The organism is Enterococcus avium ATCC 14025, assembly GCF_000406965.1.
Taxonomy (GTDB): Bacteria; Bacillota; Bacilli; order Lactobacillales; family Enterococcaceae; genus Enterococcus_A; species Enterococcus_A avium.
This window is the reverse complement of sequence record NZ_KE136363.1, coordinates 414,194-435,990: the sequence shown is the minus strand read 5'-3', so window position 1 is coordinate 435,990 and position 21,797 is coordinate 414,194. Positions and strand designations below refer to the sequence as shown.

22 protein-coding genes are annotated in these 21,797 nt (G+C 40.2%); 2 read left to right on the top strand and 20 right to left on the bottom strand.

All coding sequences use genetic code 11. From position 1 onward, the window contains the following. Positions 1 to 17: 17 nt before the first annotated feature. From aroE to OMU_RS12320, 5 genes are all read right to left on the bottom strand, one after another. Positions 18 to 896, bottom strand: a complete 879-nt coding sequence (gene aroE, locus OMU_RS12340) for a shikimate dehydrogenase (protein WP_016180242.1) — start codon at positions 894 to 896, stop codon at positions 18 to 20. A 535-nt stretch (positions 897 to 1,431) separates the two neighbouring features. Further along, the gene (locus OMU_RS12335; protein ID WP_016180241.1) at positions 1,432 to 2,214 is read right to left on the bottom strand and encodes an ABC transporter ATP-binding protein; all 783 of its coding nucleotides are present in this window, start codon (positions 2,212 to 2,214) and stop codon (positions 1,432 to 1,434) included. A 4-nt stretch (positions 2,215 to 2,218) separates the two neighbouring features. Then, complete coding sequence (locus tag OMU_RS12330) at positions 2,219 to 3,100, bottom strand: ABC transporter permease (protein ID WP_016180240.1); 882 nt, start codon at positions 3,098 to 3,100, stop codon at positions 2,219 to 2,221. Positions 3,101 to 3,104: 4 nt separating this feature from the next. Then, entirely contained in the window at positions 3,105 to 4,118 is a 1,014-nt protein-coding gene (gene trpX / locus OMU_RS12325; protein WP_016180239.1) for a tryptophan ABC transporter substrate-binding protein, read from the bottom strand. A 394-nt stretch (positions 4,119 to 4,512) separates the two neighbouring features. Beyond that, entirely contained in the window at positions 4,513 to 5,073 is a 561-nt protein-coding gene (locus tag OMU_RS12320; RefSeq protein ID WP_016180238.1) for a hypothetical protein, read from the bottom strand. Between the two features lie 175 nt (positions 5,074 to 5,248). On the opposite strand from OMU_RS12320, the gene OMU_RS12315 reads away from it, so the two are divergent. Both OMU_RS12315 and efbA read left to right on the top strand, forming a co-directional pair. Beyond that, positions 5,249 to 6,916 carry a phosphoenolpyruvate carboxykinase (ATP) gene (locus OMU_RS12315; protein ID WP_016180237.1) on the top strand — a complete coding sequence of 556 codons (1,668 nt, stop codon included), beginning with the start codon at positions 5,249 to 5,251 and terminating at the stop codon, positions 6,914 to 6,916. Between the two features lie 81 nt (positions 6,917 to 6,997). After that, on the top strand, positions 6,998 to 8,701 hold the full coding sequence (gene efbA / locus OMU_RS12310) for a fibronectin-binding protein EfbA (RefSeq protein WP_016180236.1): 1,704 nt from the start codon (positions 6,998 to 7,000) through the stop codon (positions 8,699 to 8,701). Between the two features lie 26 nt (positions 8,702 to 8,727). Here efbA and OMU_RS12305 read toward each other — a convergent pair whose 3' ends face one another. The 15 genes from OMU_RS12305 to OMU_RS12235 form a co-directional block, all read right to left on the bottom strand. Further along, positions 8,728 to 9,744 carry an AI-2E family transporter gene (locus OMU_RS12305; RefSeq protein ID WP_016180235.1) on the bottom strand — a complete coding sequence of 339 codons (1,017 nt, stop codon included), beginning with the start codon at positions 9,742 to 9,744 and terminating at the stop codon, positions 8,728 to 8,730. 261 nt (positions 9,745 to 10,005) lie between these two features. Further along, positions 10,006 to 10,449, bottom strand: coding sequence for a cupin domain-containing protein (locus tag OMU_RS12300; RefSeq protein ID WP_016180234.1), 444 nt, complete (start codon positions 10,447 to 10,449; stop codon positions 10,006 to 10,008). Between the two features lie 3 nt (positions 10,450 to 10,452). Beyond that, positions 10,453 to 11,544: an ethanolamine utilization protein EutH gene (eutH, locus tag OMU_RS12295; protein WP_016180233.1), complete on the bottom strand. Its 1,092-nt coding sequence runs from the start codon at positions 11,542 to 11,544 to the stop codon at positions 10,453 to 10,455. Beyond that, the gene (locus OMU_RS12290; RefSeq protein WP_016180232.1) at positions 11,531 to 11,827 is read right to left on the bottom strand and encodes a EutN/CcmL family microcompartment protein; all 297 of its coding nucleotides are present in this window, start codon (positions 11,825 to 11,827) and stop codon (positions 11,531 to 11,533) included. Before OMU_RS12290 ends, eutH begins: the two co-directional genes overlap by 14 nt. Next, on the bottom strand, positions 11,778 to 12,455 hold the full coding sequence (locus OMU_RS12285; RefSeq protein ID WP_016180231.1) for an ethanolamine utilization protein: 678 nt from the start codon (positions 12,453 to 12,455) through the stop codon (positions 11,778 to 11,780). The genes OMU_RS12290 and OMU_RS12285 overlap by 50 nt, the downstream gene beginning before the upstream one ends. Positions 12,456 to 12,468: 13 nt before the next feature. Next, a complete protein-coding gene (gene eutD, locus OMU_RS12280; protein WP_016180230.1) occupies positions 12,469 to 13,095 on the bottom strand; it encodes an ethanolamine utilization phosphate acetyltransferase EutD in 627 nt (208 codons plus the stop codon). A 102-nt stretch (positions 13,096 to 13,197) separates the two neighbouring features. Next, the gene (locus OMU_RS12275; protein ID WP_016180229.1) at positions 13,198 to 13,485 is read right to left on the bottom strand and encodes a BMC domain-containing protein; all 288 of its coding nucleotides are present in this window, start codon (positions 13,483 to 13,485) and stop codon (positions 13,198 to 13,200) included. Between the two features lie 42 nt (positions 13,486 to 13,527). Then, positions 13,528 to 14,994: an acetaldehyde dehydrogenase (acetylating) gene (locus OMU_RS12270; RefSeq protein ID WP_016180228.1), complete on the bottom strand. Its 1,467-nt coding sequence runs from the start codon at positions 14,992 to 14,994 to the stop codon at positions 13,528 to 13,530. Beyond that, positions 14,985 to 15,566 (bottom strand): BMC domain-containing protein, encoded by a 582-nt coding sequence (locus OMU_RS12265; protein ID WP_016180227.1) that lies wholly within the window; start codon positions 15,564 to 15,566, stop codon positions 14,985 to 14,987. Before OMU_RS12265 ends, OMU_RS12270 begins: the two co-directional genes overlap by 10 nt. Positions 15,567 to 15,580: 14 nt before the next feature. Next, on the bottom strand, positions 15,581 to 16,234 hold the full coding sequence (eutL, locus tag OMU_RS12260; RefSeq protein WP_016180226.1) for an ethanolamine utilization microcompartment protein EutL: 654 nt from the start codon (positions 16,232 to 16,234) through the stop codon (positions 15,581 to 15,583). A gap of 17 nt (positions 16,235 to 16,251) precedes the next feature. Beyond that, on the bottom strand, positions 16,252 to 17,157 hold the full coding sequence (gene eutC, locus OMU_RS12255) for an ethanolamine ammonia-lyase subunit EutC (RefSeq protein ID WP_016180225.1): 906 nt from the start codon (positions 17,155 to 17,157) through the stop codon (positions 16,252 to 16,254). 15 nt (positions 17,158 to 17,172) lie between these two features. Then, complete coding sequence (locus tag OMU_RS12250; RefSeq protein ID WP_016180224.1) at positions 17,173 to 18,537, bottom strand: ethanolamine ammonia-lyase subunit EutB; 1,365 nt, start codon at positions 18,535 to 18,537, stop codon at positions 17,173 to 17,175. Between the two features lie 16 nt (positions 18,538 to 18,553). Then, on the bottom strand, positions 18,554 to 19,969 hold the full coding sequence (gene eutA, locus OMU_RS12245) for an ethanolamine ammonia-lyase reactivating factor EutA (protein WP_034877143.1): 1,416 nt from the start codon (positions 19,967 to 19,969) through the stop codon (positions 18,554 to 18,556). A 100-nt stretch (positions 19,970 to 20,069) separates the two neighbouring features. After that, positions 20,070 to 21,380 carry a sensor histidine kinase gene (locus tag OMU_RS12240; RefSeq protein WP_016180222.1) on the bottom strand — a complete coding sequence of 437 codons (1,311 nt, stop codon included), beginning with the start codon at positions 21,378 to 21,380 and terminating at the stop codon, positions 20,070 to 20,072. Between the two features lie 6 nt (positions 21,381 to 21,386). Next, positions 21,387 to 21,797: transposase (locus OMU_RS12235; protein WP_016180221.1), on the bottom strand; the 411-nt coding region annotated here is incomplete at its 5' end.

Genomic DNA, 21,797 nt, shown 5'->3' with positions numbered 1-21,797 from the left:
ATAACTTCCTTCACTTTTTATTTTTTAATTTCGTTTTCCAATAACGGTTGGATTTGATCGACTGGCATTTCCTTGCCTGTCCATAATTTAAAGGCGGCAGCTCCTTGGAATAACAGCATTCCTAAGCCATTAACAGCAGTTGCTCCAGTCGCCTTCGCAGCTTTTAAAAGTTTTGTTTCACCAGGATGATAGATGACATCGAAAACTGGCAAATCTTTTCTTAATACTTTTTCATCTGGAATTGGCATTTGATCGATGTTAGGTGCCATACCAATATTGGTTGCGTTGACTAACAAACTGCTCGTGGCTAACGCATCAGCTAATTGCTTTTCATCCGCTAAATCGTGCAGTTGGATTTGACAGTTGGTTTCCTCTGCGATCATTGCCAGCTTTGGTTCAATTTTTTGATAGAAATCATCTTTGATGTTAAAAACATCAATGGCTGCTACTCCATCAATCGCCGCTTGGGTGATTATGGCAGTCGCCGCTCCACCAGCTCCAAGAATCGTCATTCTTTTGCCGATGATGTCAATTTTGTTTTGTTTCAGGCTTTCCATACAGCCAATTCCGTCTGTAATGTGTCCGATCAGCTTCCCATCTTGATTTACAATGGTATTGATCGCTCCAATTAATCGAGCGGCCTGACTAAGCTCGTCCATATGTTTGACAGCTTCCATCTTGTGAGGCATCGATAAATTGACTCCCAACATTTCAAGATCACGAATGGCTTGAATACTTTCGCCGAGTCTTCCTGGCTGAACATCGAAGCTTAGATAAACTGCATCCACCCCTGTTGCTTGAAACGCTGTTGTGTGCATGATCGGTGAAAAGCTGTGTCTTGCAGGCAGTGCATATAGCCCGGCTAATCGTGTCTTTCCTGAAATTTCATTTTCCATCTTTCCTCACTCCTTCATTTTTCTTTTTGTGTTGCTTGATCTGACTCGCAGCTAGCTCGACTTATGGAAGTTCATTTTTCTAAAACCGAGAAAAATGAACTTATTCTCGTACGCCTATCATCCAACTAAATTTCTTGTTCGAAAATTGATTTTTGATACTATTAATTTTCATCAAACTCAAAATTCTGCGAAAAGTTGGACTGACAAAAAAGGCCCACTGTAGAAAATCTACAATGAGCCTAGTCTCCCAAAAAAATACCAAAAGAAAAGCCACTATAGATTTTCATCTATGTGGCGTTAAGTCGAACTTAAAATCCTTAGCCATCATAGATACAAACTTGTTGTCGTTTGCATCCATGAACCATGAACACAAACCTATCTAAAATAGCTAAAGTAATAATTATTCAGTTGTGTGTGCGTACTCTTATTCTTATTCATAAAATTCGCTCCAAACTGATTTAAGATTGAACTTAGTATAGATTTGTTTTTCTAATAAGTCAACCCATTATTCTAATTTTCTGTAAAAAAACTCTTTTTACATTACTTCAGCTACTGCGTCACTCTCTTCAAATAGCAGGAATAGATCCGCCAATGTCATGCGTTTCTTCTCTTTGCCACTGATATCCTTAATGATCTCCCCTTTTTCCATCACGATCACGCGATCGCCGTAATGCAATGCATCCTCCATTTTATGGGTGACCATTAAACAGGTGAGATTTTCTTCCTTGATTCGTTGATCGGTCAAAAGCATTAATTGCTTCGCGGTTTTCGGATCAAGTGCAGCTGTATGTTCATCTAGTAATAGTAAATCTGGTTTTGTGATTGTTGCCATCAATAAACTTAACGCTTGACGCTGTCCGCCAGAAAGGAAGCCTGTTGGTGTATCGAGATGATTTTCTAGCCCATTTCCGATCAGTTGGCAAAGTTCGCGATACATTTCTTTCTTTTGATTCAGCTGGCGTTGCCGCAAACGGCGTTTTTGTCCACGTTTTTCTGCTAAACCTAAGTTTTCTGCCACGGTCAAACGAGGAGCGGTCCCCATTTTTGGGTCCTGAAAGACTCGGGCAATCGAGGTCGCTCGTTGTTCTTCAGAAAGCTTAGTTAAATCCTTGCCCATCACCGAAACTGTTCCATTGTCCAATTGCAGACTGCCGGAAATGCTGTTAAATAGTGTACTCTTTCCTGCACCATTTCCCCCCAAGACTGTAACGAATTCCCCAGGAGCGATCGTTAAGCTGACATTATTTAAAATCTTGCGTTTATCATTGATGCCATTACTGATGGTTTTGCTGGCATTTTTTACTTCTACAGCGTTCATACAATTACTCCTCCTTCTCTAATCCAGTCTTCAAATTCAAGGCTTCTTTTAAGCGCGGAATCATCAAGCATAGTGCCAAAATGATTGATGAGAAAATCTTCAAATAGGTGGTATCTAAACCAGCTTTAATGATAACTAAAATTAATAATTGATAGATGATACTACCTAAAACAATCGCAACTAACCGTTCAATGAAAGTTACTTCTCCATATAAGACTTCACCGATGATGATTGAAGCCAAACCGATAACAATCACACCAACACCTTTACCGATATCGGCATAACCGTCATTTTGGGCAATTAGCGCACCTGATAAAGCGATCACGCCATTTGATAAGGTTAGTCCAATGACTTTCATGCGATCAGTGTTGATACCAATTGAACGTGCCATATTTTCATTATCACCAGTCGCGATGTAGGCTTGACCGAAATCAGTAAAGAAGAAAAACAATAGCAGGCCTACGATAATTATGATTGCGATTAGCCCTAATAGGACGATATCAAAATGATCCGGCAGATTTAAATTCGTAAAGAAATCTTGGATCTTTGGTTGCTTCAATAAAGAAAGATTGGGTGTTTGCATAATAAACAGCATCACCGAGTTTAATCCCGACATAACGAGTATTCCAGCAAGAATGACTGGGATCTTTCCTTTTGTATACAGCATGCCGGTAATAAAACCTGCGCACATTCCAGCGACGATTCCTAACAGGGTCGCAAAAATTGGCGATACTCCGTTTGTAATTGCCGTTACACAGACTGCACCGCCTAACGGAAATGAACCTTCTGTTGTCATATCTGGGAAATTTAAGATGCGATAGGTCATGAAAATGCCTAATCCTAAAATCCCCCATAGAAATCCTTGTCCGATTGCTGAAATAACCATTTGTCTACTCCCCTTTAACTACTTCTGCTTTTTCTTTGATTTTTTCTGGAATCGTGATTCCTAATTCTTTCGCTTTGTCTTCGTTGATAATCATATCCCCATAATCAATCACGTTGACTGGTGTCGATGCGGGTTTTGATTTGCCGCTTAGGACATCTGCCGCCATTTTTCCAGATTCCACACCTAGCTCAAATTGATTCTGACCCACAGTTGCAATTCCGCCTTCTTTTACCATATTGTCTACGGATACAAATACTGGTTTTTTCGCTTTATCTGATTCATTGATCATCGTTTGAAAAGCACTGGCGATCGTGTTGTCTTGTGGAATGTATAAATAGTCGGTTTCTTGACAAGCTTGCTGTGTGATTTGAGCGATATCGTTACTTGAGCTGATTGCATATTTCTTCACGGTTAAGCCATCTTTTGTTGCGCGTTTTTCCGCTCGATCAATTTGTGATTTAGAATTTTCTTCTGAAGATGAATAGATCATACCGACTGTTTTCGCCTCTGGAAACATTTCCATCGCCATATCTAATTGCTGATCAACCGGTGTTAAATTATTGACTCCAGTGATATTTCCACCTGGCTTCTCAAGGTCTGTTACGAGGCCCGCGCCGATCGGATCGCTGATGGCTGACATAATAATCGGTGTATCACTGGTCGCGTTTGCCAATGCTTTAGCAGCTGGTGTTGCAACTCCGATTAATACATCGGAGTTTTTTTCTAATAATTGCTGACTCATACTGTTTAATTTGCTTTGGTCGCCTTGACCGTTTAAAAATTCGATTTTGATATTTTTACCGTCTTCATAGCCTTCATCTTTTAAGCCTTTGATCACTCCGTCTTTGATTTGATCTAACGATGGATGACTAATGAATTGTAAAATTCCGACAGTTTTCAGTTCTTCTTTATTATCTGTTGCCGCGCCCGTTTGACGTGACCCCATTTGATATGCAAAAACTCCGATTAATACAACGGCTAATGCAATGATTGATCCAATAATCCCTTTATTTTTCATGATAAATTCCTCCGATTTTTGTTTTTTAATGTATGATTTTTCGATTTGCTAGTTGATTTAGAAAACAGTAAAGGACAACTACCTAAATATTTAACGGTAGTTGTCCTCGAAAAAAACAAAAACCGCATAGATGGTCTCTATGCGGGAATAAGCATGAAAAAATATCCAGCATAGATACAAGATTTAGAAGTTGTCTAAACGTTGTATCTATGAGTGAATTCATAAATACAACTTATCTACGCCAGTTTTGCCAGCTATTTAATTGATTAGATAAGTTTGCGTGTTTCATGAATGTCACTCCTTTTTTAATGTTGAAGTTAGTTTAGCGGAAAAAAAATCAGGTGTCAACTCTTTTTATTAAAAAATGCTCATTTATTTTATTCGAAATCTCATTTTAGTTTTTTAGCTTCCACATCGGCAATCGATTTAACTCAGGAATGAACTCATGATTTAAATCCTTTAGACTCTCCACCACAAAGCGATTTTTTTCTTTGCCATTGTGGAAGAAAATAAAGGTTACCTGTCTCGGATCTAGCTGATACTTTTCAGCAATCGTTTCACTATCATAGACGATCGGATAATAATAAAATTGCCGGTTTAGCATAGGTTTTTGTTCGGGATCATCAAGAATCGTCATGACATTGTTGAAGGATGTTCCGTCTGGCTGGCTAAACATAATGGATATGGCTTTGGTCTCTTTTATTTTTTGATCCACCTTTTGATATTCAAGTGGAATGAGATGGTCTGATTTTAAAGAATCAAATACAAGCTCATTTAGTTGGTCTTGTCGAATCACCTTTTGTGCGAAAGCTGCAGAAGTTGAAAAAATGATTGCAAAGACAACAAGACTTGCTGCAATTAATAAGGATCGGCGTTCATTTTCTGATACAACAATAATAAATTTACGCCAAAAAATAAGGATTTTTTCTTTAACTATCGCTAAATATCTTTCCATAATAACGCCTCCTTGCTTATCATTATATTATTTTTACCTTAAGAGCGCTACCACCAGCGATCATTTTGGCTTTTTTTGCGTATTGGAGTTGAAAAAATCTGTTCTATATTGGATTGTTAGCGTTTTATTTTAATGCTATTATAATAATAACAATTGATTTCGGGGAGGTTTTAAGATGAGCAGTATTGAACATTTTTCGCACAAGGATATCAATAAAAAGAATCGACTTTTTTCGAATATTCGCAGTGTGATCGAGACAGCTTTTTATGGAAATAATGTGACGCGAATTCGTCACCTAACGGATGCCTATGCGTTGGCAAAGTCTAGTCCTGGAACGATCACCACTGATCTTGATGTTGCCTACACCAGTCGATTGCAGTTGCCTACTGATGCTAAGGTATTAGTCACAAATGATGGCAAGATTGTTGGACGAACAGCAGCCGCACGTCGAATTATTGGGCAAGAAGGAATTGATGCTGATTTTTATAGTGAGCTTTTACGAGAAGCAGTCTTTCAGGCAAGATCGAAGAAGTTCTATTCTGGGGAAGTCATCGTGGGTCTAGATGAAGAGTTTACAGTCAAATCACATTTGATGGTTCCTGCAGATTATAGCCCGAACCTCTACTCCTATTTATTGAACTTTCAAATTGGCGATGCGAAACACCTTTTCTATCAGCAATCGGACGAAATCTATACTGGAGATATCTTCATCTTTGCTGACCCGGACTGGGAGCATCCTGATTTTCCTGATGGTGTGGTGGTGATTGATCCATTACATAATTGTGCAGGAATTCTCGGGCTACGCTATTTTGGCGAGCTGAAGAAAGCGACGTTGACACTTGCTTGGGCAACTGCTCATCGCAATGGTTTTATCGCTTGTCATGGCGGTATGAAACAGTATCTATTAGAAGATAAAAAATACACGATGGCGGCTTTTGGATTGTCTGGATCAGGCAAGTCAACGATTACTTTAGCTAAACCAAAAAATAAAGGCGAAGTTCATGTTCTGCATGACGATGCGTTTGTCATTTCGAAGGATAGGGGCTCGACTACTGCGCTAGAACCGGCTTATTTTGACAAAACACAGGATTATCCGATGTCTAGTGAACAGATCAAATATATTGTTACGGCACAAAATGTTGGTGTGACCTTAGATGAAGAAAATAAGAAAGTGCTAGTGACTGAAGATATCCGAAATGGAAATGGTCGTAGCATCAAGAGTCGCTACGCAACGCCAAATCGAGTGGATCATATCGATGAAAAAGTCGACGGACTGTTTTGGATAATGAAGGATGACAGCCTTCCGCCAGTAATCAAAATCGAAGATCCTTCCCTTGCAGCGGTTTTTGGGGCGACATTGGCTACGAAGCGTTCAACTGCAGAAAATGTCGTTGGTGAAGTTGCCGATCAATTAGTCATTGAGCCCTTTGCAAATCCGTTCCGCTGTTATCCCTTACAGGAAGATTATCAGGATTTCAAAGACCTGTTCCAGAAGAAAAAGACGGATTGCTATATTTTGAATACCGGTGACTTTAAAGGACGGAAAGTGACGCCAGAAGAAACCCTTGGCAGTATTGAAAAAATCATTGATGGCTCCGCTGAATTTAAACCCTTTGGTCCGCTAAATGGGATCAGCTATTTACCGGTCAAAAAGCATGAGCCGGACTTTAATAGTCATCACTATTTGATTCATTTAATGACCCGACTTGAAACTCGTTTAGCCTTTGTTCAGTCTCGGAAAACTTATCAAGGCGGCTATGATCGCCTGCCTAATGAAGCGGAGCAATTACTTTTATACCTGCTGGATCAGCTTCATAATTACAAAGAAACTATTACTGTCTAAGTTTTTGCCGGTGACTTGCTTGGTCACTGGCGTTTTTTTGTTTATAATAGAGCTATTATGAATAGAAATGAGGGATAAAAAATGTCCTTTGATGGAGTTTTTGCCCATGCGATGGTACGAGAATTAAAGGATCAGCTCGTTACTGGAAGAATATCGAAGATCCACCAACCTTATGAAAATGAAGTTGTTTTAGTGATCCGAGCTCAAGGAAAGAATCGGCGCTTGCTGCTTTCAGCTCATCCAAGCTACGCGCGAATTCAATTAACTGAAATTGCTTATACAAATCCAGACAATCCGCCGAATTTTGTAATGATGCTGCGGAAGCATTTAGAAGGCGCGATTTTAGAAGATATTCATCAAGTCGAAAATGATCGTGTGGTTCACTTCACCTTCAGTAAGCGTGATGAATTAGGTGATTTACAAAATATCGTCCTGATCGTTGAGCTTATGGGACGTCACTCAACGATTGTCCTGTTGAATAAGCAAACAGGAAAAATTCTTGATGCCATCAAGCATATTGGGCATTCACAGAATACCTACCGCTCCATCCTTCCCGGCAGCGAATATATTGAACCGCCGAAGCAAGAGCAGCTGAATCCATTTCACGCAACCAAGGAGCAAGTGTTCAAGATTCTTTCAACTGCCGAAACGTTGGATGGACGATATTTGCAGCAAAATTTCCAAGGATTGGGCCGCGACACCGCCGAGGAATTGGCTTATCGTATTGGCAAACGACCAAATGAAAAAATGGTTGTTTGGGCTGATTTTTGGGAAACAGTTCAATCCGAACTTACACCGACATTGGGACTCAAAAATAAAAAGGAATTCTTTGCACCGTTGGACTTTGAAACCTTCGAAGAAAGTACCGCATACGATAGCTTGAGCGCTTTGCTGGATGCTTTTTATGGGGAAAAAGCCGAAAAAGATCGCGTGAAGCAATTAGGAAATGACTTGATTCGCAAAGTTGAAAATGAGATCAAGCGCAATCAGACAAAACTGGCTAAACGTGAAAAAACGTTAAGCGATTCCGAAAATGCCGAAGAATTTCGTCGTGATGGTGAATTACTGACCACCTTCATGGCACAGGTACCACGGGGAGCGGAAAGCATTGAATTACAGAATTACTATGAGGACAATGCGCCAATAACGATCAAATTGAATCCCGCATTAACTCCTAATCAAAATGCACAGAAGTACTTCCAAAAATATCAAAAGCTGAAAAATGCAGTCAAATTGATTTACGATCAAATTGCTGAAGCTAAAGATGAAATTGCCTACCTCGAATCTGTCTTAGCTCAATTAGAAATCGCTGGACCGATGGATATTGAAGTCATCAAAGAAGAGCTGATTGCCAGCGGCTACTTAAAGAAGAAACGCAGCAAGAAAAATCGCAAACAGGCCCCTTCTAAACCCGAGCGCTTTGTCGCGAGTGATGGCACAGAAATCTTCGTCGGGAAAAATAATCTGCAAAATGATCAACTGACCTTGAAGCAAGCACGAAAAAGTGATATTTGGCTGCATGCCAAAAACATCCCTGGCTCGCATGTCATAGTAAAAGATGACGCACCTAGTGAAGAAACGTTGCTGGAAGCTGCTGAATTGGCAGCCTACTTCTCAAAATTCCGGCAATCGGCACAAGTACCTGTTGATTATGTCGCAGTCAAGCATGTTCATAAACCAAATGGTGCTAAGCCTGGATTTGTGATTTATGAAAATCAAAAAACGTTGTTCGTAACACCAGAAGAATCAGTTGTTGAGCAATTACGAGAAAATGGAACAGCCTAATTTGGCTGTTCCATTTTTTTGTTAGATTAGTCTTTTGTCAACTTCGTACGGATTTTAACTCCTAAGATTTCTAAGAAGAAATTGAAAATTGGAATACCCACGATCAATCCCCATACACCTAAAAATTTTTCACTGACTAATAAAATAACGAAAGTATAAAAAATCGGTAGCTTTGTCCGGCTCGACATAAACTTTGGATTCAAAATATAGGCCTCAATACAATGAACCACCACAATCAAAATTAATACATAAATGACGGTCTGAATCCCTCCTGTTGAATAAGCAATTAGCGTTAACGGAATACAAGAAAAGATCACTCCAGCAACAGGGATTAAGCTTAAGAAGAAAATCATGATCGCTAATGTCGGCAATTGCGTAAAACCAATCAGACCTAGACCAACTGTGGTAATTATTGTATTGACGATCGCAATCAGTAATTGAACCTCTACGACGACACCGAATGTTTCAACGAAGACTCTGGCAAAGTAAAACAAATCCTGGAAAAACCACGCATAATTACTACTCAGAAAATTCTTTGAAAATAGGATCGTTTTCTCTTTTTCTACCATGAAGAAAAAGCTCAATATAAACGAGACAATAAAAGCGATGGCTAAGCGACCAACATTTTGTAATTGTTCCAAAATAATTCCAGCACCGCTTTCAACCTTATCCTGCCAGTTATGATTCTTAAAATAACTAGAAATGAAGTTCGTTACCACGTCAGAATTGAATTCTTTATGCTGATAAAAATGAACGATTGAATTATAGGTCGAGACGACTTGATCGATCAAAATGGTTGAATATCTTGAGATTAAAAGATATAAAAGCCACAATTCAAACAGATAAAGAATGGTCGCCAGCAAGAATGTCGGAGCTTTAATATAGCGTTGAACAAATTTGACGATTTTGACCGAAATCAACGTGAAAATGAACGTTAACAAGATCGGTGTCATAAAATCTCTGACTAAAAATAAAATGAAGATAACCAGTGCTAAGACTATGAATCTTCGTAATCGAGTATTGCTTACAAATTTCTCATACATATTGGACCCTCTTATTCGTATAGATGTTTAATTTGCCTTTAGAAGAATCATTCTATTCGATAGTCGAAAAAGTTAAATAGGCTATCTTCTAAAAACTTCTGAAAATACTATACCATTAAACCTCATTTTCAGCTTCTAATATACTTTTCAATAGTATTAAATTTGATAGCTAGATCGTCATTTTTCTGCTGCTTAACGTCTTTTTTGAAATATGAAAAAAACCGGTAGAATTACTTCTACCAGTCTCAAAAATAACTTATGCTACTGACTTTGCCAATCAGCGGGATAGGTAACATAGATGAACCGTGCATCTCCGGTCACTGAAAATTTTATGTTGCTGCTTTTAGGGATAAAAATAATTTCGCCAGCTTTAGCAGATATTGTCCTGCCATCAATAACTACATCTAATTGACCAGAGATGATATAATCCACCTCATCGTATTCTAAAGTCCAATCAAATGTAGTGTCTTTCATTACCATTAATCCACAACCCAAACGAGGGCTTTCTTGAAGAGATACTAGATCTTTTGTATAAACGATGTCAGCGGGATTACCTGTGTCTAAACGATCCTCTTCCGCTACTTCAATTTCCGGTAATTTAATAGATAAAATGCCGCTTGGATCGACATTTTTTGTTGGCATCAAGTTTTCCATTACTAATTTCCGAATCAATTTTTCGAGCATTTCTTGATTCATTTCTGTCATTGTTTACCCCTCCTTCTTACCTAACACGCGATTTGCCATGAACATCCCTACAAAAATAGCAGTGATGCCAGCCACTAATTTGCCTACCATCATTGGAAAAATCATTTCTTTAGCAACACCTGCTGTAAACCCAAGATGATCTCCTAGCACGAAGGCAGCAGAAACGGCAAATGCCACATTGATAATTTTTCCTCTTTGATCCATATCTTTCATCATTTGGAACATCGGGATACTATTGGCTAAAGTAGCGACTAAACCTGCGGCCGCCACTTCGTTCATTCCCATGGCTTCTCCCAGTTTTAATAAGGGTTTACTAAAGACTTTGGTAATGACAGCTACTAAACAAAACGCTCCAGATAGAGTCAAAGCGATCCCACCAACTACTTCAATTCCTTCTGTAACTGGAGTAATTCCTTTGATAACGGTAATACCGACCAATTGTTGGATAGCTCCAATAACCAATCCGAAGATCGCTGCCGCTACCACGCCTTTTCCAAAAATTGTGAACCCCTTGATCATCCCTTTTGGCGCAAACCATAGACCAATCATGATTAATACAGCAAAAATTACGATCGGAATCAAATTGACTAAAATCATTCCAATAGGCATCCCCGCAGCTAGACCACCAGCCAAACACCCGATTGGAATTGTTACCATACCGCTTAATACACCAGTAGCTAAAAATTGTTGATCTTCTTTTTCAATGATTCCTAAAGCAACTGGAATTGTGAACACGATCGTTGGCCCCATCATGGCTCCTAAGATTGTTCCTGCAAAAAGACCCGCTTGCGGATCAACAGCCATCTGTTGTGCTAAAGCAAAACCACCCATATCATTTGCTAAAATAGTTGTCGCGAACATCGATGGATCAGCACCAAGCATACTGTATAAAGGAACGACAATTGGGCTTAATAAATTTGCCAAAATGGGGGCTAAGGTGATGATCCCAACCATTGATAATGCCAGCGACCCCATCGCCATGATTCCTTCTTCAAACTGCTCCCCTAATCCTAACTTCCCACCGATTACATGATCGACCGCACCAATGATCATGAAGACAACCATGATATACATAATTATTTCATTTATACTCATTCTCATCACTCCCTGAATTATTTGTCTCCACCGAATCAACCACTCCAACAATCATGGCATCTATCGGGATTCCTTCATTTTCCGCGGAAATTCTTGCTGCCATTCCCTGCGTAATCAATACGAGGTCGCCAACTCCTGCTCCTGCATTGTCTGCAGCAACTAATAGTCCTTCTGCTTGTTCTAAGTTCATATTCCAAGTTTTCACCAGCATAAATTTAGAGCCATTTAATTTTTCATCTTTCCGTGTTGCCCATAAACTTCCTGTCACTTTTCCCAGCAGCATCCGCTTCTCCCCCAATCTGAATATTCATCTCTTGAACATAATCTTCAGCCAGAGGTGTCAACCGGCTGCCTTCAGGAATGACTAAAGAGTTCGTTTCTTTAGTCAATTCAATTAAATCCTTTTGTGTTAAGTATTTCCCTCGCTTGAAGGGGCTATCCTTGCTTTTTTGCTTGTGTATCCATTGATCGATTTTATCGATAGAAAATTCAAAGTCTAAACCAAATTGAACGGTTTCTTTTTTTAGTGCATCATATTTCTTTAATAACGCGAATCTTGCTTGATTTTTCAATTTATTGCGATCGACTTCACTAGCCAGTACCCAAACTGGTTTTCCCTTTATTAAAAACTGAAGAATCGCTGCAGTTGTAGGATCGATCACCTGAAGATTGGCTACAGCTGCAAGCTGCGATAAGGATAATGAGTTGACTAGAAGGGCACTTGCTGTAGGAACATCAGTCTGTACCCAGTTCACTTTCGTGGAAAAACCTTCGATGACTGCTTTTGGGTACTCGCCAATTTGCCGAAGCAAAGCAATTGAAAGAGTTACGTCCGTTGTAGGAAGGCGAACGGATTTTAGAACTTCCCGCGTTACTTTTTCAATGATAATTTCGATTTCATTTATCTTCATTACTGGCAATCTCCTATTTTACTATCACTCCCGTAATACCTTTCTGATATCCACAAGCGTTTGCCTCGTCATAATCAATATGCATAGCTGTAGTAAAATCTGGACTGATCCGAATTACTACGTCATCAAAAATTAAGGAGCGCTCACTATTTATTCTGACCTTGACGATTTCCTTATTTGAGACCTGTTGTTTTTTTGCATCCTCTGGTGTCATATGGATATGTCTTTTGGCAACAATCAATCCTTTGGTTAATTGAACGACCTGATCCCCGTTTAACACGGTGATGCCAGGTGTTTGTTCAATCATGCCGCTTTCTCGAATCGGTGTATCAATTCCTAGAATTCGTGCATCGGTTAATGAAACCTCCACCTGGGATTCGTTTCGTTCAGGTCCTAGAATTACTACATTTTGGAACATTCCTTTTGGTCCAGCGATGGTCACTCGCTCTTTGCAAGCAAACTGCCCAGGTTGAGACAGTTTTTTTGCCTCAGTAAGCTGATAGCCTTCTCCAAAAAGCTGATCGACATGTGCTCTTGAGAGATGGACATGTCTTCCTGATGCTTCTACCGGAATTTGCGATTGTTGTGTTTCCTTTATTTTTTTTACAATTTCATCGACAAGTGCATCATATTGCTTCACATTTTAGCCTCCTTCATTCAAGAATCTTTTTACTGGAACTCAAAAGCGCTGTGAAAGGCACTACGCTTTTGAGTAAAATTATTCATGTGTTTGTTAGGAGACTTACTCTTGAATCATTTTTGGTAGAATTGCATCAACTTCGGTATGAGGACGTGGAATCACATGAACAGACAGTAGTTCTCCTACTCGCTCTGCCGCAGCGGCTCCTGCATCGGTGGCTGCTTTTACCGCACCTACATCGCCGCGAACCATGACTGTCACCAATCCACCGCCAACCTGCTCTTTGCCCATCAATGTTACGTTTGCTGCCTTCACCATAGCATCTGCTGCTTCTACTGCACCTACTAATCCTCTTGTTTCGATCATTCCTAAAGCGTTTGTACTAGACATTATTATTTCCTCCTAAAAGTTTATTGTTAAAATTTTTTCAAATTATTGTAACCGTGCTAAAATTTGTGACACTAACGTATTAATTAATTCTTCGTTAGCTGTTATTGGGGATGCTTCCTCATTTGTCGACGTTTCATTACTACGAATCTCTTCTAACTCTGTGGTTCCATAAGCAACCCGTCTTAAATTGAATAGATGCTGCGGACCAATGTTATCGGAGGTAGAGCTTCCTCCGATGCTACCGCAGCCTAGTGTGAGAGCGGGGACTAGATTGGTCGTTCCGCCGATACCGCCTAGCGCTGCTGGCGTATTCACTAATAAACGCGAGACGGGCTTTTCTAAGCCAAAAGCTTGAATAACCTTCCTGTTTTCGGTGTGAATGACCATCGTATGTCCAGCGCCTTCTTCCTTCAAAATTTCTTTTGAAAGATCGCAGGCGGCTTGCCAATTTTCAACTGTATAAAAAGCGATGATCGGTGCTAATTTCTCTCTGGAATATGGATATTTTGGTCCGACATGTTTTTCGTTGGCCACGATTAAGCGGCAGCTCTTCGGAATAGTAAAACCTGAAAGATCGGCGATATGTTGAACAGATTTTCCGACTATTTGTGGATTCATAGTTCCATTTGATCGTAGAATAAATTTGGCTAGCTTTGCCGCTTCTTCCTCAGATAAAAAATATGCTCCCTGATGGACTAATTCAGCTCGAACCTCTTTTTCATTAGCCGTCTCCACAATAATCGACTGTTCGGAGGCACAAATCGTTCCGTTGTCGAAGGTTTTTGAATCCATAATTCGTTTGACTGCTAGCTTGATATCAGCGCTGCGCTCGATATAGGCTGGTCCATTTCCTGGTCCAACCCCAATTGCTGGCGTGCCTGAAGAATAGGCCGCTTTCACCATGGCGTTTCCGCCGGTTGCTAGAATCAAATTTGTGTCTTTATTGACCATAAGTTCATGAGTTCCTTCCATGGTAGGCATGGTCATAACGGATACACAGGCTTTTGGTATTCCTTCTTTTTCTAAAACTGTTTGAATAATTTTGACTGTCTCTGTGATGCATCCTAACGCATTAGGATGTGGTGAAAAAATAATACTATTGGCTGCCTTAAGAGCAATCAGGGCTTTATAAATCACGGTTGATGTTGGGTTGGTTGAAGGAATCAAACCGGCGATCACGCCTACTGGTACAGCTATCTCTGTAATTCTGTTTTCCACATCTTCTTTAATTACGCCAACTGTTCTCAGATCCTTAATATATTCATAAACTGTTTTTGACGCGAAGCTATTTTTGATCACTTTATCCTGCCAAATGCCAAAACCAGTTTCCTGATTAGCCATTTTCGCTAGTTTTTCCCGTTGGTTATAGGTTTCTTCAGAAATAGCCTGACAGATACGATCAATTTGTTGCTGTGACAAGCCCGCTAGTGTTTTTTGTGCTTTTTTGGCTTCATGGATCAAATTTCTAACTTCTTGAATCGATTGTAAATCTTTGTCGATTAATCCCAATCACTTTCACTCCCCTCGGATTCCATTAAAATGGCCTTGATTAAGCTTTCTTTTGTTGCAAATTTGATTTCCTTTTTCGTCAGTGATCGGAGATTCATTTTATAGGCGATCGTTCGCAACTCAGAAACTTTTTTATCTACTAATTTTTTCTTCAACCCTTCATCTTCAACATTTTCGCGGATAATGGGCTGGTCGGGAATCTTTGCTTCTATAGTGGTTGCTTCAGCAGTTTCTTTCTCATTCATTTCTTGATGAGTCGTTTCTTCTGGTATTTCTTCACTATTCGTTTGAGAAGTTGTTTGTTCTGGCTCCCTCATCAAAGCTTTAGTTTGCTCATCTAAACGAGCAATTACATGACTAGACAGAAGGCAATTTAAAGTTTTTGCCATTTGTGTCGCCGCCTCTACCGCTGCATTTACCGCCGCTACATCGCCAGTTAATTGAATGGTCGTTATACCGCCTCGAATGACTTCCGCGTTATTCAACGTTACATTGGCCGCCTTGAGTGCTGTATCGGCAACACTAACTGCTCCTAAATACCCGCGGACTTCGATCATTCCTAGTGCTGTCATCTAGTATCACATCCTTAATAATCCTTGGGGTCAGCTGCCACATTTTGAACGGTTTGGGCAAAAGCGTTACAAGCTGCTTTACATGCTGATTGCGTACCAGATAACAAGGCGCCACCGAAATTAGTTTCTGATGGTGGTCCATAAAAGACGCCCATTTTTACATCTGCTGCTTTAAGAGCCGCGTCTAAACCTAGCATCGCTTCTAGTGGCGGCGCGATCAAGTAAGCGATCGCTTCTCCTTCAGTGACATTAGCTTCTTTGGATAGAAAACGGCCAGAACGTGAAATCACATGAGCAAAGTATGGAATGCTATCATCATCATTGGCACTGATAAAGCTCGCCTCATTTTCGATGACTTGAATAGCGATGGCTAAACCACTGCTCACTTCTGCTGGACTGGGACCAGCTAGGATCCCGATCACTTCACCCGCTAATTTTGTTGAAGCATTTCCAGCTCCTCCGTACATACTTTTAGCATAAACAACTTCGACTTCGGCAGCCTTCGTGGCTTCATCCAGTGCGACATAAGTCACATCATCGCAATCAGAAGTAATGATGCCCAATGATTTCATTCCTTTTGGCAGGTCAAACTGTTTTGCCAAGTCCTCGTCAGCATTGGCGATCATTTTTACACTTAGGACGTTTGCTCCTAAACGATCATTTCTCATTTCTTTCCCTCCTTCGGCTATTCCGCTTCCTTCAAATCAATTCCGGATTTCTTTTTCTGCAACATTTTATGGATCAGCTCGGCAATATAAGCACCCGCTTCAACAGCAGGAGTCCCGCCTTTATGAATATTGGAAATCACCGTTCGGCGTGCTTCTGGCATTCCAACTGTCGGACGATAAGCGATATAGGCACTCATGGATTCCGCGGTTACCAAACCAGGCCGCTCTCCAACAAGCAAGCAAACAACCTCTGCTTCGGTTAATTCCGCAATTTTATCCATTGCAGGAACGCGGCAGTATTTAACAAATAGTACTTGGTCAAAATCCAGATCATACATTTTTAAGCCTTGTTTAATAGACGGGAGAATTTCTTTGACGTTGGCTTCTATTGCCGCTGAGCTAAGGCCATCACCAACGACAATTTGTAATTTAGCGCCTTTTTGGCATTTGTCTTTGATCAGTTCGCAATTGGTTTCATCGAAAACTCGACCATAATCTGGTCTGGTTAAATACTCATCTTTACTTTGGCAAATGGTTTGAGTCGGAAATAAGTTCAACTCTTTAATTAATTCCTCTGAAACATCTGAAAACACTGCATCTTGTGCGGCAGCATGATCTGCTCGAAAGCGCAAGACGGATTGAGTCATATAACGTTGTCCCGCACGACCGACGCCGATGCGTGCCGGCGTAAAGGATTTCATTTTCAAATAGCCATCTGCATCATTTGATTCAGTCACTAACAGTTGTTTTTTTAAATCGACTTCTGTAATGTCCGCGATACTACAATTCTCATCGACGTTTTCGGATACTTTATCATTGGCTGCTTCCGTAACATTTTTAGTTGCTACTGCCGTATTTCCTTGCTGATCCACTAAATCGGTTAAAATTGATTCCACCATTTTCTTGATATCTTGTTCGTTCATTTTCTTCACCCTCTCTTATTTAAGAAATAATGAGGCATCGCCAGCTCGTTGAGTCAGCTTGCCATTTTCCATAATGCCCATTTTTTCCAACCATTCTTCAAACTCCTTGATTGGTCTTAAATTGAACATTTCGCGTATCGTCGCTGTTTCATGGAAGCCGGTGGTTTGGTAATTCAGCATGACATCATCCCCATGAGGAATTCCCATGATATACGTACAACCAGCTGCGGCTAGCAGGACGGTAAGATTTTCCATATCATTTTGATCAGCCTTCATGTGATTGGTATAGCAGACATCACAGCCCATTGAAATGCCTGTTAGCTTGCCCATAAAGTGATCTTCTAGACCTGCTCGAATAACCTGTTTGGAGTCATAAAGATATTCTGGCCCAATAAAACCTACAACGGTGTTGACAATAAAAGGGTCATATTTTTTAGCAAACCCATAGCAGCGAGCTTCCATCGTAACCTGATCTGCCCCAAAGTTGGCTTCTGAGGAAAGCTCAGAACCTTGTCCTGTTTCAAAATACATTACGTTTGGCCCTACTGCTTGTCCCTGTTGTAAGACTAAATCCCGTGCCTCTTGAATTAAACCGCCGCTAATTCCAAAGGCCGTGTTGCCCTTTTCTGAACCTGCAATTGATTGGAAGACTAGTCCTGTTGGAGCCCCTTGGCGAATCGCCTCCATTTGCGTCGTTACATGGGCGAGCACACAGGTCTGTGTCGGAATGTCCCATTCACTTCTGAATTCTTCAAACTTATTAAGGATACGCACGACACTTTCAGTTGAATCATCTACGGGATTTAGACCGATAACAGCATCACCGACACCGTATGACAATCCCTCCATGACCGAAGCCATGATTCCATCCACATTATCAGTAGGATGATTCGGCTGCAGACGAGCAGAAAATGTTCCTGTTTTTCCGATGGTGGTGTTCGCAGTTTTTTGGATTTTGATCTTCTTAGCACCAACAATCAAATCCATATTCGACATTAATTTACAAACCGCTGCTATCATTTCAGCTGTTAAACCTCTGGATATTCGTTTAATATCAAAGTCACCTGTTTTATCAGATAGAATCCATTCCCTAAGCTCCTCCACGGTCCAGTGTTTAATTGAATCAAAAATCTTAAGGTTGACTTGATCAACGATAATTCTCGTTACCTCGTCTTCATCATAATCAACAACTGGATGATTAAATAAATCCTCTAAAGTTAATTGCGCGAGAACTACTTTAGCAGCAATTCGTTCCTCGGAGCTTTCAGCCGCTACTCCTGCCAGCTTATCGCCGGATTTTTCTTCATTAGCTTTGGCTAGAACTTCCTTAACGCTTCGAAACTGATAAGTCTTACCAAAAAGCATGGTTTTCAAAATCATTTCTATTTCACTCCTTTTAATTAAATACTAGTGTTTTAACAATCACTGGCAGAACGGCTCCGCCAGCCACTGGTTTTCCGATATCAATATAATCGCCGTTTTCAACTAAGATTGAATCCAGACAGACAAAGGGATAACTCCTTGGCAGCTGGGCAAAGAGACTATGCCCTAAAGCTTTAGCCATATCTTCTTTAACAAGTACAATCAAGGGGAATTTTTCATCAATCAATGGCTTCAATCCTTTAACAATTCCGGTTGCGTATCTTTGAATTTCGATAAAACTGGGGTTCTTTTTCCCTTCAATAGCTAGAACGATTTGCGACAAATCATCTTCCAACCGATGCCAATTCAGTTTTTCCTTAATTTGAAGCGCCATCTGTTCTGTGTTTTGTGTTTCATCATTTTTCGAAAGCTTCAGAATCGGTAAATTTTTTAATGGCAATAACTTTTCTGTATAGGAAATGGTACTTCCGCTCACCTCAGCAGTATGAGAACCAGCTCCGACGACCGTTGCTCGAATCGTTTCTTCGGAAGGCAGGATCTCCAGCTCTGAAAATAATCTGGATTCTTTTAATTGCTGGCCTAACAATAAACCGATATCTCCATATTTGAAGCAATCCTTTTCCTGACTTTCAAGACAATCTGCGACTCCGCCTGAAAATGTTAGAGAGGTAAGATCGTAATCCAGCTTTAAACCATGGTTAGTCATCAGCAAATCATAATAGACACTTTTTTCTCCTATTCCCACGCTGTTTTCAAGAACAGTTACTAACTCTGCAACGACCTTTTTCAACTCTTGCTTTTCTACTGGTTGACCTTCTTCTATCAATAGCTTTTGCTCTTTGATGATTTGTTTGAGCTTTGGTGAAATGTATTGGATGATCTGTGTTTTTGGGTCTATTTTGATTAAGCGACCGCCAATATCAAAGCAAGCTGTATCTAACGTATCTCCGTCTCTAAAGGCTGCTAAATTTGTGGTTCCTCCGCCAATATCTAAGTTGACAATGGTTCCTTTGTATTGCTTCGATAACTTCTCCGTTCCTGCCCCTTTTCCTGCAATAATGCTTTCCAAATCCGGTCCTGCAGTGGCTACTACGAAGTCTCCAGCATAACCGCTGAGTGCCTTCAACACTTTACTAGCATTTGTCTTTCTCGCCGTCTCACCTGTAATAATGACAGCACCCATTTGGATATCACCTTTTTCGATTCCTGCCTGTTTGTATTGTTCGGTCACGAATCGTTTGATGGGTTCATCATCGATTTCCTTTTGATTTATCAGAGGTGTAAAAATAATCTCACTGCGATAAATGACTTTCTTCTCAGAAATCGTAATTCTGGGAACTGAGAAGGCAGATGCGTAATTTTCGATCGTTAGCTCCGACAAGACTAGCTGCGTAGTTGATGTTCCTAAGTCGATGCCAACGGTTAACATTTTTTCTTTTCCCAAAGCCTACCCTCCTGTCAAAACATAAAAAAGACGCTTAAAAAAGAGAAAATTTCTTTTCACTTTCTTAAGCGTCTTTGCTTAATTTTTAAACAACGTCAATGTTGTCATTTTCAAAGGTGAAACAGGCTTTTGTACCGTTTCTCCCCGATTCAATTTTTATCCGGCCTTTTAATTTATCCTTTACATAGCTAGTGATGATCATTAATCCAAGACTGTCGCCGTGATCCGCCTTTGGATCAAAGCCCTTCCCGTTGTCCTCGACTGTAATGGAGATTAAACTCTTCTCCTTTTTGCCGATAATCCTTACTTGTCCCGATTGGTGGGAGTCAAAAGCATGATCGAACACATTTTGCAGCAATTCATTCACAATCAAAGAGATGGTGACCATTTCATCACTTAGAACCTGAATCTCCTGGTCAATATCTAAAGTCAAGTCAATTTCTCGCTCTGGCGAACTTTGGATGATGTGACGAAAATTGAAGACAACTGCCTCCAGAGTTTGATACAGCGAAACTTGATCTTCAACCTGCTTAGAAAGTAATTCGTGAGAAGCCGCAATGGCCATAATCCGTGAAACGCTCTCCCGAAGAATTTTTTTGGCTTCTGAACTGCTAGTTCTTCTTTCTTGAATCCTTAATAAAGAGACGATCGACTGCAAATTATTCTTTACACGATGATGGATTTCTCTAATAACAACCGATTTGGAAATGATCTCGGCCTCTTTGCTTTTGACATCGGTATTATCCTGGATAATGACTAATAATTTTCCGCCCTTTTCAATCCAGATCTTCTTAATGATAAAATAATAGCTCAAATAAGCTGTTTCATTTTCAATCGTTTGATTGGAAGCTTGCCGGCCGATTTGATACATGATGTAATCAAAGGTTGTGTAATCAAGGGTCAAATTATCGTAGTGCATATTCTTGATTCGATCTTTGTAGCCTAACCTGCGATAAAGGTTCTTCGCTTCTTTATTGCTAGAAATTAAAAATCCATACTTATCATAGACGAGTATCGCCTCAGGCAGCTGATTGACGAAGGATTGATCTAAGTGACTTAGAGTTTCTGATGACGGAAGCCTATCAGAAATTCGTTCATTGCTTTCTTTTATATCGTCTTCGGCTACCCCCTTTTCCAGGATGATCACGCCGATCGTTTTTCCGTTATTTTTGATTGGAAAAACCGATTGCTGAATTAAAATGTTTTCCTGGCTGACGGCCATGAGCTTCACCGAGTTTAGACCCGTTTCTAAGGTTCTCAATGCCCCCGGTTCATTTTTTAATAAGGCATCTTCGCCGACAATATCGCGTTTGTATAAGGATTTTTGAGTCTTTGGCCGCTTGTGATAAATCACCAATGCTTCTTTTTTCATTTCGTTATAAACATCGATGAACACATCGATTCAGACTGTAGACAAAAGACGTCTCGAACTCGTAATTTGAGTTTGAGACGTCTTTTTATCTGATTTCTTTCGAAATTTTGAACAAAAAAATAAAGGCTCCTTGCCTTTCCATAGCCAGGTGGCTAATTTCTTTAAATTCATTGCAGCAAACACTAGCATCGTATGCGTCGCGACTTTTTCCAAGCCTCGATACTTGGTCCAACGCATCCCATGCTTTTCTTTTGCATCCGCAAATATTCGTTCAATCGTTTGTTTCCGTTTTTTGTAAATTGATTTATTCAGATCCGTTAGGCGAAGATGTTCCACTTCATCCATCAGATCTCCCCAAACATGTCTCGTGATGACTCGTTGATGATTTTTACTTTTGGTACATTGGTTTAGCAGAGGACAGTTCACACATTCTTTTGGATT